Annotated in this window: 12 protein-coding genes; 5 read left to right on the forward strand and 7 right to left on the reverse strand. The window is 42.8% G+C overall.

The genetic code is table 11. The features are described 5' to 3' along the window. The first annotated feature begins 44 nt into the window (after positions 1-44). Positions 45-590: an inorganic diphosphatase gene (locus tag GL182_RS02830; protein WP_163378032.1), complete on the forward strand. Its 546-nt coding sequence runs from the start codon at positions 45-47 to the stop codon at positions 588-590. Between the two features lie 314 nt (positions 591-904). On the opposite strand, the gene GL182_RS02835 is transcribed toward GL182_RS02830, so the two are convergent. The 3 genes from GL182_RS02835 to sppA form a co-directional block, all read right to left on the reverse strand. Then, positions 905-3,541 carry a valine--tRNA ligase gene (locus GL182_RS02835; protein ID WP_163378033.1) on the reverse strand — a complete coding sequence of 879 codons (2,637 nt, stop codon included), beginning with the start codon at positions 3,539-3,541 and terminating at the stop codon, positions 905-907. Positions 3,542-3,673: 132 nt separating this feature from the next. Next, positions 3,674-4,516 carry an endonuclease/exonuclease/phosphatase family protein gene (locus GL182_RS02840; protein WP_163378034.1) on the reverse strand — a complete coding sequence of 281 codons (843 nt, stop codon included), beginning with the start codon at positions 4,514-4,516 and terminating at the stop codon, positions 3,674-3,676. A gap of 75 nt (positions 4,517-4,591) precedes the next feature. Further along, complete coding sequence (sppA, locus tag GL182_RS02845; RefSeq protein WP_163378035.1) at positions 4,592-6,349, reverse strand: signal peptide peptidase SppA; 1,758 nt, start codon at positions 6,347-6,349, stop codon at positions 4,592-4,594. A gap of 79 nt (positions 6,350-6,428) precedes the next feature. Between sppA and folK the strand changes: the two genes are divergently transcribed. Then, the gene (folK, locus tag GL182_RS02850) at positions 6,429-6,914 is read left to right on the forward strand and encodes a 2-amino-4-hydroxy-6-hydroxymethyldihydropteridine diphosphokinase (protein ID WP_163378036.1); all 486 of its coding nucleotides are present in this window, start codon (positions 6,429-6,431) and stop codon (positions 6,912-6,914) included. An 11-nt stretch (positions 6,915-6,925) separates the two neighbouring features. Here the strand turns inward: folK and fabD are convergent, their stop codons facing one another. From fabD to GL182_RS02870, 4 genes are all read right to left on the reverse strand, one after another. Continuing rightward, positions 6,926-7,804, reverse strand: coding sequence for an ACP S-malonyltransferase (gene fabD / locus GL182_RS02855; RefSeq protein ID WP_163378037.1), 879 nt, complete (start codon positions 7,802-7,804; stop codon positions 6,926-6,928). Positions 7,805-7,910: 106 nt separating this feature from the next. Then, entirely contained in the window at positions 7,911-8,534 is a 624-nt protein-coding gene (locus tag GL182_RS02860) for a carbonic anhydrase family protein (protein ID WP_163378038.1), read from the reverse strand. A 96-nt stretch (positions 8,535-8,630) separates the two neighbouring features. Then, on the reverse strand, positions 8,631-11,408 hold the full coding sequence (locus GL182_RS02865; RefSeq protein WP_163378039.1) for a gliding motility-associated C-terminal domain-containing protein: 2,778 nt from the start codon (positions 11,406-11,408) through the stop codon (positions 8,631-8,633). Positions 11,409-11,578: 170 nt separating this feature from the next. Further along, on the reverse strand, positions 11,579-11,737 hold the full coding sequence (locus tag GL182_RS02870) for a hypothetical protein (protein ID WP_163378040.1): 159 nt from the start codon (positions 11,735-11,737) through the stop codon (positions 11,579-11,581). Between the two features lie 184 nt (positions 11,738-11,921). Between GL182_RS02870 and GL182_RS02875 the strand changes: the two genes are divergently transcribed. The 3 genes from GL182_RS02875 to GL182_RS02885 are packed head-to-tail and all read left to right on the forward strand — an operon-like array spanning position 11,922 to position 15,362. Beyond that, positions 11,922-12,605, forward strand: a complete 684-nt coding sequence (locus GL182_RS02875; RefSeq protein WP_163378041.1) for a succinate dehydrogenase cytochrome b subunit — start codon at positions 11,922-11,924, stop codon at positions 12,603-12,605. A 44-nt stretch (positions 12,606-12,649) separates the two neighbouring features. Further along, positions 12,650-14,584 (forward strand): fumarate reductase/succinate dehydrogenase flavoprotein subunit, encoded by a 1,935-nt coding sequence (locus GL182_RS02880; RefSeq protein ID WP_163378042.1) that lies wholly within the window; start codon positions 12,650-12,652, stop codon positions 14,582-14,584. Positions 14,585-14,612: 28 nt separating this feature from the next. Continuing rightward, entirely contained in the window at positions 14,613-15,362 is a 750-nt protein-coding gene (locus GL182_RS02885; protein WP_163378043.1) for a succinate dehydrogenase/fumarate reductase iron-sulfur subunit, read from the forward strand. Positions 15,363-15,377 lie beyond the last annotated feature (15 nt).

Below are 15,377 nucleotides of genomic sequence, written 5' to 3' on the forward strand. Positions count from 1 at the left end.
AGGTAATTTGCACTTCAATTAATGGTAATTAAAATGTTTTTTATATGATTAATCCTTGGCATGATGTGAGCATTGGGGATAATTTACCTGATTATGTAATGGGGATAATAGAAATCCCCAAAGGAAGTAAGGGTAAATATGAACTTGACAAGAAATCCGGTATGCTACTCCTGGACAGGGTGCTGTTTTCCGCTGTACATTATCCGGCAAATTATGGGTTTATTCCCCAAACTTTTTGTGAAGACCACGATCCATTGGATATATTGATCATATCCCAAATAGACATCCCCTCCATGACTTTGGTAAAAGCCAAAGTGATTGGTGTAATGAGGATGGTAGACGGAGGGGAGGCTGATGACAAAATCATTGCAGTAGCAGCAGATGATCAATCCGTCAATTATATTGAAGATATAGCCGAACTTCCTCCTCACCTGATGAAAGAAACCCACCGTTTTTTTGAGGACTACAAAAAGCTCGAGAACAAAGAAGTTAAAGTGGAGGATTTTTTGGGAAAAGAAGATGCCATTAGAATCATAAACGAGGCAATTGAACTCTATGACAAAACCTTCCGAACTTTAAAGCAAAAATAAGGAGGTTCAGCAAATCTGATTTAATCCAATATAAGGGGTTAAATGATGCCTTCTGGAAGCTTTGACCTGAGCAGCTGTTTTTTCGAAAAAGGAGAGATCCTGGGGAAAGGGGTTTTGCTTCAAAAAGGGATATGACCTGTCTCGACTTTGGAGCCTGGATGAAGTTGCCATATAACCAGGAAGTCTATAGAAACCGGTGAAGTCGATCACCAGCACTAACTCCCCGATTTTATTACCTCCAGAATCTGGGGGCAATTAAATCAGTGTAGCTTGTTATGAATTAAATACCTAAGGGATGATCATACACCTTCAGATTATGAGGATTGATCAAGCTTTTTTAGGTTTTCTTCAAGGGCATTCATTTTTGCCTGAGCGTCAGCCATTTTTTTCTTTTCCAGGAGCACAACTGCTTCTGGGGCATTGCTTACAAATCTTTCATTTTCCAGCTTTTTCGATACTGCCTTTAAAAAGCCTCTGGTATATTCCAATTCCTTTCTTAGGGTTTCTTTTTCCTGTTCTGGATCAATTTTCTCTTCAATAGGAATAAAAACTTCATCAGCCTTTGCCACAAAGCTCAGGGCGTTGTCTTCTTTTTCACCAAAGCGTATCGACTCGATATTGGCCAGCTTTTTAATGACTCCATCAAATTTGATGTAAATTCCCTGATTTTGAGTATTGATGGTCATGTCCAGGCTTTCCTTTGGCGAAATACCTTTTGATGCCCTGATGTTTCTGATTTGTGAGACCACTTCAAATACCTGTTGTGCTTCAGAGATGATGCTTGCGTCAAATGCTTTCATTTTAGGCCAATCTGCAAGCATCAATGCATCGCCCTCGGCTCTTTTTTGGACTTGCTGCCACAATTCTTCGGTGATGAAAGGCATGAAAGGATGAAGTATTTTCATCAATTCTTCAAAAAATCGGGTGGTCCGCATCTTGGTCAACTGGTCTACAGGTTTTTGATAGTCAGGTTTGACCATTTCCAGGTACCAGGAGCAAAAGTCATCCCATATCAATTTGTAGAGCGTCATCAATGCGTCTGAAATCCGGAATTTCTCAAAATGGTCCGTTAGTTCTGACAGCGATTGGTGGAACCTGCTTTCAAACCAGGCAATGGCGGTTTTATTAGCTTCCTCAGTGCTTTCTTTTACTTCCCAGCTTTCTATTAACCGATAAGCATTCCATATTTTATTACTAAAATTACGGCCCTGTTCGACCAGTTTTTCATCAAAGGGGAGGTCATTTCCGGCGGGACTACTGAAGAGCATACCTGTCCTTACCCCGTCTGCACCGTAGGTTTCAATTAAAGCCAGCGGGTCAGGGGAGTTGCCAAGGGATTTGGACATTTTCCTACCCAGTTTATCTCTTACAATACCGGTTAGGTAAACATTTCTGAAGGGCTTTTCACCAGTATATTCATAGCCTGCGATGATCATTCTTGCTACCCAGAAAAAAAGAATCTCCGGGGCAGTTACCAAATCATTGGTGGGATAATAATAGCTCAAGTCTTTGTTTTTCTTTCCAGTTTTAAAAAAATCCGGATCGAAAACAGAAATGGGCCAGAGCCAGGATGAAAACCAGGTGTCCAAAACATCTTCGTCTTGTTTCAGGTCCTTAGCCGTGTATTGTTCGTTGTGCTGCCGGTTAGCCAGCTGGACGGCCTCATCCAGGGAAGCTGCCACAACATGGGCACCATTGGGTAGATAATAAGCAGGAATACGGTGGCCCCACCAAAGTTGCCGGGAAATGCACCAGTCGCGTACATTTTCCATCCAGCTTCTGTACATGTTTTTAAACTTGGGAGGAAATAGCCGAACGGTGTCATCCATTACAGCCCGGAGTGCTGGTTGGGTAATATCCTCCATTTTTAAAAACCATTGCATGGACAGCCTTGGCTCAATGATGGCGTCGGTTCTTTCGGAATGCCCCACATTGGAGGCATATTCCTCTTCCTTTGGTAGTTGCCCCGCTTCCCTGAGCAGTTTTGCTATTTTTTTTCTGGCAATGAAGCGGTCTTCACCTATCAGGATTTCGGCTTTTTCGTTTAAGGTACCATCATCGTTCAGAATATCGATTACCTCAAGTTGGTGTCTTTGACCGATTTCGTAATCGTTGATGTCATGCGCAGGAGTGATCTTCAGGCAGCCTGTACCAAAGCTCATATCTACGTAGCTATCCGCAATAATAGGGATGGATTTATTGATCAAAGGGATTAATGCCTTTTTACCCTTCAGATGAGCATATCTGGGGTCCTCCGGGTGCACGCATATGGCAACATCTGCCATGATGGTTTCCGGCCTGGTAGTAGCAATGGTAAGCGTTTCTTCAGTTCCTTCAATTTTGTAGGCAATGTGATAAAGTTTGGATGCCACTTCCTTAAAGACAACCTCATCATCTGAAAGGGCTGTTTTCCCTTTGGGGTCCCAGTTGACCATGCGAATGCCCCGGTATATTTTACCTTTATTGTGTAGGTCCACAAAAACCTGAATCACAGCTTCACTCAAGTCTTTGTCCATGGTAAACCTGGTCCTGTCCCAGTCGCAGGAGGCCCCCAGTTTTTTGAGTTGTTCCAGGATGATGCCCCCATATTTTTCTTTCCATTCCCAGGAGTATTCCAGAAAGGCCTCCCGGCTAATGGATTTTTTATCTATGCCTTTTTCTTTCAGCATAGCGACCACCTTGGCCTCTGTAGCAATGGACGCATGATCAGTACCAGGTACCCAGCAGGCATTTTTGCCCTCCATCCTCGCTTTTCTTACCAGAATATCCTGAATGGTATTGTTCAACATGTGTCCCATGTGCAGGACGCCGGTGACATTGGGTGGAGGAATGACGATAGAGTAGGCTTCCTTTTGATCATCAGGTTCTGAATGGAACATGCCATGTTTCATCCAATATTGGTACCATTTGGATTCAGTGATTTGGGGGTTGTATTTGGTAGAGCGTGCCATGCTATTTTTAAATTTGAAGGGCAAAATTAATACAATATGGCTGAAGGTATACTTTTTGAGCCACGGAATTAGAAAAATTATCCATTCTCCCACCAAAGCGGGCAGTTGCAAGTAGAAGAGGTCAAAAATTTACTACTGGAACATCAATCGAACCATTACCGGAAAATGATCTGAAGGATATTTTTTTCCGTAATTGTCGGTAAGGGTAGCGTGATGGCTAATCGCAAGACCATCACTGACAAAAATATAATCAATTCTCCTGTCAGGAAACAAATCCCAATTAAATGCATTAAAAGTACCAGGAGTACCATGAGAGGGTGTTTTGGAAGCATCTTTACTGTCTTTCAGTCTACCATCTTTCAGGAGTTCCTTGTAGGCCGGGTTATCATTTTCCACATTAAAGTCCCCGGTAACTATACAGGGCAGGTTTTCTGTATTGATTTCTTTGATTTTCTGCAAAAGTAATTTACTGCTTTCTTCTCTGGCCTTTTGTCCAATATGGTCATAATGCACATTGAAAACATAAAATTCTTTTCCATCTGCGGTTTGAAGTTTTCCCCAGGAACAAATGCGGTTAAGGGCAGCATCCCAACCTTTGGATGGTTTTTCAGGGGTAGGAGAAAGCCAAAAAGTATTTTTATCCAGAAGTTGAAATTTTTCAGGATTGTAAAATACGGCACTGAATTCCCCTTCATTTCCTCCTGTGTCCCTGCCCACTCCGATATAGGGATATTGCAGGTCCTTACTGATATCTTCCAATTGGGTGTATAAACCTTCCTGAGTCCCGATAATATCCATTTCATGAAAACGAATCAGGTTAATCAAATGAGGGGACCGGTCTTTCCAAAGGTTGCCCTCATCTCCCGGGTTATCAAACCGGATATTATAGGTGGCGATATTGTAGGAGTCCTGGGCGAACAGCTCGGTTTTTAAGGGGAAAATAAAAAAAGAGAATATAATTAAGTACCGTTTCATTAATGCATCCATTGAGCAATATTTGTAATAAATTCCGATATAAAATTCGTGAATTTTATATTTATTTTCAAATCATTAATCAATTTCCAACTGAAAGGGTAAAATGGCCATTTTCCCTTGAAGCCTTTGGAGTTTTTCCAAGGTTTTATATAGCTCATAGGAATGCCCCATTTTAATCCGTTGGTAGCTGCCTTCTACATCGGCCCCAAAGTCTGATAGCAATTGTTCCAGCATACTTTTCTGCTTGGGGTACATGACCACCCGGTAATCCTCTTCCACGCCTGCTTTTATGGCAGCAATACTGATGGCATCTTCAAAATCCCCCAGGACATCTACCAGACCCACTTCCTTTGCCCGTTTTCCTGACCAAACCCTGCCTCCAGCAATTTCTATTACCGCATCCCGACTCATTCCCCTTCCTGCTGCAACCCGGCTGATGAAGGTGTCGTACACTTCTTCTACTTTACCTTGCATGATGGCTTTTTCGCTTTCAGGCATGTCCCTGGTGGGATTCAGAAAATCAGAATAGGTGCCCGTGCTGACAGCATCTGTGGTGATGCCCAATTTATTGTTCAATAAGCCACGGGTATTAAACATGAGACCAAACACGCCTATTGAACCAGTGATCGTATTGGGTTGAGCCACAATGGTATCTGCCGGAGCAGCGATATAATAGCCTCCGGAGGCGGCATAATTGGACATGGAGGCGATCAATGGCTTTTCTTTTTGGGCCTCTAAAAGCTCTCTCCAGATGACCTCGGATGCAACCGCCGATCCTCCAGGGGAATTGATCCGAAGTACGATAGCTTTGACAGATTCATTTTTTCTGGCTTTTCGTATTTCTTTTAAGAAGACGTCAGAACTGATTTGGTTAGGTGAATTACCTCCAACGATTTCCCCATCAGCCATGATCACGGCGATTTGATTTCGGGATAATCGGTTCTTTTCGCTGGTTGTTTTGTTGAGGCCCGTGACATTGATGCTATTGATGTCCTCATCCTCATCCAACCCCAATTTCTCCCTTAGTTTATCCTTCACCTGATCATCATACCAGAGGGCATCTATCAATCCTAAATCTACGGCATCCTGATTGGTCCTGACCAGCATATTGTCATTTATTTCCTGGACTTTTTCCTCCGGTATTGACCTGCTCCTGGCTACCTCTGAAATCAAAATCTGATTCAGGTCTTCCAGATAAACCCTGGTTTGAAGCCGGTTTTCTTCACTCATTTTGTCCAGGATAAAGGGCTCAATGGCACTTTTAAACTCCCCAACCCGAAAAATTATTGGCTCGACTTCGATTTTTTCGAATAGACCTTTTAAAAAAACACTGTTCGCAACAAAACCATTGAATTCCAGGTCACCAATTGGATTAAGATAAATTTCGTCGGCTACTGAACATAGAAAATAACCGGATTCGGTGAAATACTCCCCGTAAGCCAGTATGAATTTCCCACTTTCTTTAAAATCTTCCAGGGCCATTCTGATTTCAAGAATATGTGACTGACCGGCAGCAATCAAGCCACTCTCCAGATAAATGCCCTTAATATCCTCATTTTCTTTTGCTGCTTGTATGGCTTTTATGATTTGGTTTAGCCCCACATTGGACACTTCACCTAAAAAAGGTAAAGGTGGCAAGGATAAATCATCTTCAGGAGCCCTTTCTACGATATTAACGCCATTTAAATTAATGTGCAGGAGGGAGTTTTCCTTTACTGTCACTTCCTGAGATCCGGCACTGATAGCAATAATTCCTGCAATCAGAAAAAATGCAAGCACCCAGAAAACGAGTAATCCTACAATTACCGCCAAAACGTTGCTCAAAAATTTCATAAATAATATCAGTTTTATTAAGTTTCAAAATTAACCTATTTTTAATAAAACCGTTGGATTCGGTACAATAAAATTAGCTATGCACAGGGTTGTATTAAGTTTGGGGGGAAATGTTGGGGACAGGCTCGCTTTGTTGAAGCAGGCATTGAATTTATTGGTACCGCAAATGCAACTGATCCATGCTTCGGGAATTTATGAAACAGCAGCCTGGGGAGGGAATTCCCAGGCACCCTTTCTCAACCAGGTGCTGGTGATGCAAACTACCATGGAAGCAGAACAAACCCTGGATTTTATTCAAAACATAGAAGATGTACTGGGAAGAAAAAGGGTTTTGAAATGGGGTGACAGGACCATGGATATTGATATCTTATATTTTGACCGCAGTATCATACATACTGACCGGCTCCAGGTACCGCATGGACAAATGCTTTCGAGAAATTTTATTTTGATTCCATTAACAGAGGTTTTGCCTGAAGAGAAACATCCCCAAATACCATTAACGCATCGTGAATTACTAAAAAGATGTGAAGACAGATTATCCGTCAGACCCTGGTCTGACGGATAATTGGCAGGTAATCAGTTCAACGATTGTACTTCTGCTTCCCTGTTTATTTTTTTAACCAAACCCTGAAGCACTTTGCCTGGCCCGCATTCTATAAATGTTACCGCTCCAGCTTTTGACATATTCTGGACCGACTGTGTCCATTTTACTGGAGCAGTCAATTGGGCTTTCAGGTTTTTTTTGATTGTTTCTACATCTACGACTGCTTCACTGCTGACGTTTTGATAAATCGGACAAATGGGTGAGCCGAATGAAGTGCTGTTGATGGCGGCTTCCAGTTTTACCCTGGCAGGTTCCATGAGCGGAGAATGGAAGGCACCACCCACTGGTAAGGGGAGAGCTCTTTTTGCTCCTGCGGCTATCATTTTGTCACAGGCGATTTGTATGCCTTCCAGGCTTCCCGATATGACCAATTGTCCCGGACAATTGTAATTGGCGGGGACCACTATCTGATCCTGGATGGAAGCACAAATGGTTTCCACCTGTCCATCTTCCAGTCCCAGGATCGCTGCCATGGTAGAAGGGTTGATTTCACATGCCTCCTGCATGGCCAGGGCCCTTTGGTGCACCAATTGCAAAGCATCTTCAAATTTCAATACCCCATTGGCTACCAAGGCAGAAAATTCTCCCAAAGAATGCCCGGCTACCATATCTGGTCGGAATTCCTCAGATGTGAGTGCAGCGATCACGGAGTGTAGAAATACAGCAGGTTGGGTGACATTCGTTTGCTTCAGGGCTTCCGGACTACCTTCAAACATGATGTCAGTTATTTTAAAGCCTAAGATTTCATCGGCCTGATCAAATAATTTTTTAGCCTCAGACCTATTTTGGTAAAGGTCTTTTCCCATACCGGAAAATTGGGCTCCCTGGCCCGGAAATATGTAAGCTACCATGATAAAAAGATTTTTTTGTTGGTTTGATCTTCAAATATACGCAAAAAAATAAGGCAGGTGAACCCTAAGGGACAGCCTGCCTTATCAATTACCTTCTCTAGAGGCCTTAATCTTCGTAAAATGTAACCTCGCCGGTTTCTACATCATAAACGGCACCTACTACTTTTATTTTCCCCTCTTTTTCAAGGCCATCTATAATTGTACTCCTTTCTCTGATTTCATCCATCGCTTCAAATACATTCAGTTCCGCTACTTTTTCAATAAACTCCGGATCATCTGACGGGGCCTGAGTTGTTTTAGAGGCCTTTTCGATAGCAGGTTTTATTTTATGCAACAATGCGGTAATGTTCCCGTCTTTGACATTTTTACAGGCGCTGGTTACTGCACCACACTTGGTGTGTCCAAGGACCAGCACCAATTTTGATCCAGCATACTTAACTGCATACTCCATACTGCCTAAAATATCTTCATTGACTACATTCCCGGCTACACGTGCACTGAAAATATCCCCCAAACCCTGGTCAAAGATCAATTCAGCCGAGGTTCGCGAGTCAATACAACTTAAGACCACTGCAAATGGCCATTGTCCATCCCTGGTTTCATTGACCATTTCAAGCAAATTTCGGTTGGACCTGAGGTTTTTAATAAATCGCTGGTTGCCTTCTTTTAAAATAGTCAGTGCCTCTTCCGGGTTTAGGCTTTCTTGGGTCGCTTTTGTGTGGGCTTTCATAATTAAAATTTATTATTTTATTCACTTAAATTTTTTTCAAAAATTCTTCACTTCCGGTTCTGCTGTATTCCTATTTCTTCCAGGGGTACCGTGACATCATTTCATCAATTGAATGGTCCCTTTTAACTTTCTTTGCCGCAGGTTTTCATCGAGAACATTAAACCGAACCGTGGCTTCATAGTAGTAAGTTCCTGCCGGAAGCGCATTGCCTTCTGTATCTCTGCCGTCCCAATTGATGTATATGTTATTCTCAGCAGCAAGGGTACTGTTGTACTGGTGTACCAACACCCCCCAACGGTTGTAGATATTGATGTCTACAGCTTCTACGAACCTGGGACACTTGTCATATGGATTGTCGAAAGCCTGGAAAGTTTCATTGATATTGTCTCCATCCGGAGTGAATACATTGGGTAGTTCATAATTGGGACAATTATCTACACAAACGATATTGCTAGGATCACTTTCGTTGCCAGACCTGTCTATGGCCGTAATGTAATAGCACCCCTTCAATTCCAATAATCCATCAATACGGGTCTCCGTGTTGATTACCGAAACATTGCTTACCAGGTTAAAGGTTCCTTCCTCCCCAGTTTCAGAAAAATAGATGCGGTAACCATTGAGTTCGGTATCACAGTCTCCTGAGAAATCCGGTTCCCAACTCAGATCATGATAGAAATCGCTGAAGTTGCACGGTTTATCCGCCAGGAAGGCCTCACATTCAGGCCCTTCATATGTCAGTACAGGCGGACAGGGAAGGCGGTCATCGTCAGGTCTGGCACAGACAATCTGGGATTTGTTTGCCAGCGGATAGGTCAGAATATCCAGGTTATAGTTGCCATTGGTGATGATGTAATAACAATATTCCTTTTCTGTATCGAGTGGAACGCCGTTATGACTTCCGTCATCCAGATATACAAATCCATCCTGGGTGACATCTACTTCTGCTATCAGGCTGAAATTTTCGGTGTCATTGGCCCCTGGATCTGTTCTGTTTCTATACACCAAATGGGGAAATGAGGCGACTTCGTTGTTCCAGGGTACATTGAAACTCCAACTGAGCTCAATGGCTTCATTGATAATGGTAGGGTCAACCCTTACTGAAGAGGCAATGCTACTGGTGTCGATTTTTTCACCCTCCGAAATCAGGATAACTTTATAATTATAGACCAGATTTTCAGTGTTCAAATCAGTATCTGTAAAAACGGTATCGGTCGTTGTAACCAGCGAAGAAGTATTGCTTTGACCCATAAATCCCTGGTTTCGGATCAATTCGTAGGAGTAGGGTCCCGGGTACAGTTCGGTATCAATATCATAGGGTGGGGTCCAGCGAACGAGCATTTCTCCTGACTCAGAATCTGTGTTTTCTACACTTACATTGGTAATGATGGGAACATCCACATCTACGGTAATGCAAATTTCTTCCGAAACATAGCTTTCTCCACTTCTCGGAGCGGGAAATCCAGCCACCAGACGATAACAATAGGTATTTCCAGGACTCAGCCCCATGCCATCGTTGGTGTCTGCAAAACTGATTTCATCCATAGCGGTGGTGCCGACCAATTCATATCCTGGTCGAATTCCGGTTTCGCAGGAATCAGGCTCGTAGGGGTCACTATTGATCCTTCGCCATACCTGCATGGCATCCGCTGTGTTGGAGCAGACATAGGGGTCCCATTCCAATTCAGCGGATCTTCCCTGTTGTTGCTCAATATTATATGGCACGGGGGGTGGTGCCACTACAGTAATATTCCAGGTCTGTATGTCTACCAGAGACGGACCAGTTTCAGGTTGGTCACGTATACGAACCCTTACCTGATAATTTCTTGCCCGGACATGGCTGCAAATGGTTTGCCATTCAAAATTAACGATGCCTGGCGAATTTTGAAATACTGATTCCGGATTATAGGAAGCCGGTGAAGAAGTAATTTCAATGGGATCCCCAAACACTTCTATCATGATGGGGTCCCCATCAGGATCAACACCTTGGAATATCTCTGAAATATTGGTTCCTGCTTCCACACAAATATCCTCAGGCATGATCAATTCCGGCCTGCGATTGTCGGTGTTTTCAATAATGATTTGCATGTCCCGCAATACATACCCTATGCGGACCCATTCTCCTGCTACCTGTCTCCATTCTTCAATCCGAAAGGCCACATTGTACTGCCCTGCAATTCCGGGCGCATCCCATATCAGGTCTCCGGTGACAGGGTCAAGTTCAAGAAATGGCGGGGTAGTGCCATCCTGGCGGGTAAAGCTAAATTCTCCGGTAGCGGGGCTTCTGTAATTGTTTACTTCTCTTTGAAAAGCCTGCTTTGGGACATCCAACACATAGGCAAGGCTATCCCCATCCGGGTCGTAAGCCCCGGGGTTATGGATATAAGTTTGATTGACTGCGCCATTATCTACGGGGGCAATGGTCAGGATGGGAGAATTATTGACGCCAAGAAATGGATCAATGCTGATCATGGTCTCTATGTAAAAAGGAGTATCAACGGACTGATCCATGTTAAGGGTATTGGCGTTCCGGTTAAACTCCATAAAGCGAATAGTGTAGTTTCCAGGCCCCTGATAGGTATGTGTAATCACGAAAATATTCTTTTCAATATTGTCTCCAAGGCTTTCGGTTGTATTGAAATCACTTTCAGTATTCAAAACCTCTGTCCTGCCATCTCCGAAATCAATTTCCCCGGGACCAAAAACTACAGTGGATCGGGTATCGGTATATCCCACTACAGTGATTTTATAAGTCAGGGTTTGGGTTGAGATTCTTTCAGCAATAATCTCCCCCGCTCTGATGTGGGTAGCCCACGAGGTGGAAGCAGAGGCGATCATGATGCCCAATAACCCCAATAGAAAACAGCAATATTTCATATTTCCGGTGTGTTTCAGCCTTTTGATCCAAAATAAATCTCAGATCAATGTGTCAAGTTTGTAATCAGCCTGTACGAATGGGTAAAGACCTAAGAACAAAACGTTATTATTTTTTCAATGGTTACCCTAAATTATATCTTTATCAGGAATATTTCATTTTCTTTGAAAATTTATTTAGGTGGATAGCTTTCATGAGGACCTTTATCAACTGTAAACGCATCCAGCCTCCAACTATTTTTATATTTATCTTTTTTTTGTTCCTCCTCCTTAACAAAATCCTTGATGCCTGTTGTACGCACACCACTACTTTTTAATTTCACTTTAAACATGTTCATGTATTTTGTTAAACAATGGCAAAGGTGTTTCGGTTAAACTTGTCGATGTAAGATCGGATTTATTTAGAACTGTTTAAAATAAGAGCATTGGTTATGGTTTGATTGTTTGCTATTGATTCCAAATGTAAATTTGGCCTTATTAAATAATATTGATCAAACCGTAATAACGAAAAATTATATGAGTTGGGTATTCAAAACCTTGAATAGTACACTGGGCAAAAAATTACTGATGGCCCTTACCGGATTATTTCTTATTTTATTTTTGGTGGTTCATTTGGCTGGGAATCTACAATTGTTATTACCAGATGAGGGGAGGTCTTTCAATATTTATGCCGAAACAATGGCTAGTAATCCTTTGATCAGGGTAGTGGGTATTTTAAATTTTGGTTTTATAGCCCTGCATGCCATCTATTCAATTATTTTGACCAGGCACAATAAGAAATCCCGCCCGGTAGCTTATGCTGTAAGTAAAGCTTCAGCCAATAGCACATGGAGTTCCAGAAATATGGGCATTCTGGGCACGTTGATTTTGATTTTTATTTTAATCCACTTGAGGGGTTTTTGGTATGAATTTAAGTTTGGTGAAATCCCTTACGTGACCTATGATGGAGAAACCTATAAAAATGGATATGCAGTTGTTGCTGCGGCCTTTGAAAATATTGCCTATGTGATCATTTACGTTGTCAGTATGGCTGTGCTGGCTTTTCACTTATCGCATGGATTTTCAAGTGCATTTCAATCTTTAGGACTGAATCATAAAAAGTATACCCCCTTTATCCAAAAGCTGGGTATAGGTTTTGCCATTGTTGTCCCGGCATTGTTTGCACTGATACCCATAGTCATGTTTTTACAAAGCAATTGACCTGACTAAAAATAAAATTAAAGGGAATTTAAATTTGAATATTGATGAAACTTGATTCAAAAATACCCAGTGGTCCTTTGGCTGAGAAATGGACCAAACACAAGTTTAATGTAAAATTGGTCAATCCGGCCAACAAGAGAAAATATGAGATCATTGTCGTAGGAACAGGTTTGGCAGGAGCTTCTGCAGCTGCATCACTTGCTGAGCTGGGATACAATGTCAAGGCTTTTTGCTTCCAGGACAGCCCTAGAAGGGCGCATTCCATAGCTGCACAGGGAGGAATCAATGCAGCTAAAAATTACCAGAATGATGGTGATTCGGTTTTCCGATTGTTTTATGACACCATTAAAGGAGGAGATTACCGTTCCAGAGAAGGCAATGTTTTCAGGTTAGCTGAGGTATCTGTAAATATTATTGATCAGTGTGTGGCCCAGGGAGTTCCCTTTGCCAGGGAATACGGTGGACTGCTGGCCAACCGGTCATTTGGAGGTGCACAGGTTTCCAGGACTTTTTACGCCAGGGGACAAACCGGTCAGCAATTGTTGTTGGGTGCCTATTCAGCCTTGAGCAGACAGGTAGCTAATGGTAAAGTGAAACTTTACCCCAGGACAGAGATGATGGATGTGGTGGTTGCAGATGGGAAGGCTAGGGGAATTATCACCCGAAATCTCATTACCGGCGCCATAGAATCTCACAGTGCCCATGCCGTCCTGCTATGCACTGGCGGATATGGCAATGTGTTTTTCCTTTCTACCAATGCGATGGGGTCCAATGTTACAGCGGCTTGGAGGGCACATAAAAAAGGCGCCTTTTTCAGCAATCCCTGTTATACCCAGATTCATCCTACCTGTATTCCAGTGTCGGGTGACCACCAGTCAAAGTTGACACTGATGTCGGAATCGCTCAGAAATGATGGAAGGGTTTGGGTTCCCAAGACCAAGGAAACAGCGGAAAAACTGAGGAAAAGAGAAATAGCTCCCAGAGATATCAAAGAGGAAGACCGGGATTATTATTTGGAAACAAAATACCCTTCTTTCGGTAACCTTGTACCAAGAGATGTGGCTTCCCGAAATGCCAAATACGTTTGTGATGAGGGTCGGGGGGTGAATGAAACCGGAGAGGCGGTGTTTTTGGATTTTCGTGATGCCATCAAACGGGATGGAGAAGATGCTGTAAGGGGTAAGTATGGTAACCTGTTTGACATGTATGAGAAAATCACCGGGGAAAATCCCTACCAGACCCCGATGATGATCTATCCTGCGGTGCACTATACCATGGGAGGTCTTTGGGTAGATTATAATTTAATGACTACCGTTCCAGGATTGTATGCACTTGGAGAGGCTAATTTTTCTGACCATGGGGCCAACCGCCTTGGTGCTTCTGCACTGATGCAAGGATTGGCTGATGGATATTTTGTAGCTCCTTATACTGTAGGAGATTACCTGGCGAATTTGCCTTATGAAAAAATTGCTGAGGATCATCCTGAGTTCAGAAAAGCCGAAGAGGAGGTAAAAGAGAGGGTGGAAAAGCTGCTTTCTATCAATGGTACCAAGACAGTAGATCATTTTCATAAAAAGCTGGGTAAGATCATGTGGAACCATTGCGGGATGGCCAGAAATGCCGCAGGACTAACCAAAGCCAAAGAAATGATCCGCTCCCTGAAAGAAGAATTCTGGTCCAATGTAAAAGTACTTGGCACTGGGGAAGAATTAAACTTATCCCTTGAGAAGGCGCACAGGGTAGCCGATTTTCTGGAGTTGGGTGAATTGATGATAGACGATGCTTTGCACCGAAATGAATCCTGTGGGGGACATTTCAGGGATGAATACCAGACCCCGGAGGGGGAAGCCTTGCGGGATGACGAAAACTTTGCTTATGTAGCTGCCTGGGAATACCTCGGAGACGGTAAAGAGGAGGCGCTTCACAAAGAAGAACTGGTGTTTGAAAATGTGAAGCTAACGCAAAGAAGCTACAAATAATTGATAGATACTTAAAATTCATAAAGAGATGAATCTGACATTAAAAGTTTGGAGACAAAAAAATCCATCTGAAAAAGGTGGTTTTAAAACATATAAATTAAGTGGGATTTCTGCTGATATGTCCTTTTTGGAAATGTTGGATGTATTGAATGAAGATCTTTCCGAAAAAGGTGAGGATCCGGTACATTTTGACCATGACTGTCGTGAAGGAATTTGTGGGATGTGTTCACTTTATATCAATGGTCAACCTCATGGACCCCATCAAACGACCACTTGTCAGTTACACATGCGCTCCTTTAAAGATGGCGATATCATCACCATTGAGCCCTGGAGAGCAAGTGCCTTTCCTATAGTGAAAGATTTGGTAGTGGATAGAAGTTCTTTTGACAGAATCATTCAATCGGGAGGTTTTGTATCGGTCAACACCGGGGGAGTACCAGATGCCAATGAAATACCTATTCCAAAAGTAATAGCAGACGAATCTTTCGATTCAGCTACCTGCATCGGGTGCGGAGCTTGTGTGGCGGCCTGTAAAAATGCCTCCGCCATGCTGTTTGTGTCCGCAAAAATTTCCCAATTGGCCTTGTTGCCTCAAGGAAAAGTGGAAAAGAGAGAAAGGGCTGAAAAAATGGTGGCTCAAATGGATGCAGAAGGTTTTGGTGCCTGTACCAATACGGGAGCCTGTTCTGCTGAATGTCCGAAAGAAATCAAGCTGAGTAATATTGCCAGGATGAACAGGGAGTATTTCTCGGCATCTCTCAGTACGGAAAATATTTAAGGCCAACAACATATT

The organism is Cyclobacterium sp. SYSU L10401 (genome assembly GCF_010993705.1).
In the GTDB taxonomy this organism is placed as follows: domain Bacteria; phylum Bacteroidota; class Bacteroidia; order Cytophagales; family Cyclobacteriaceae; genus Cyclobacterium.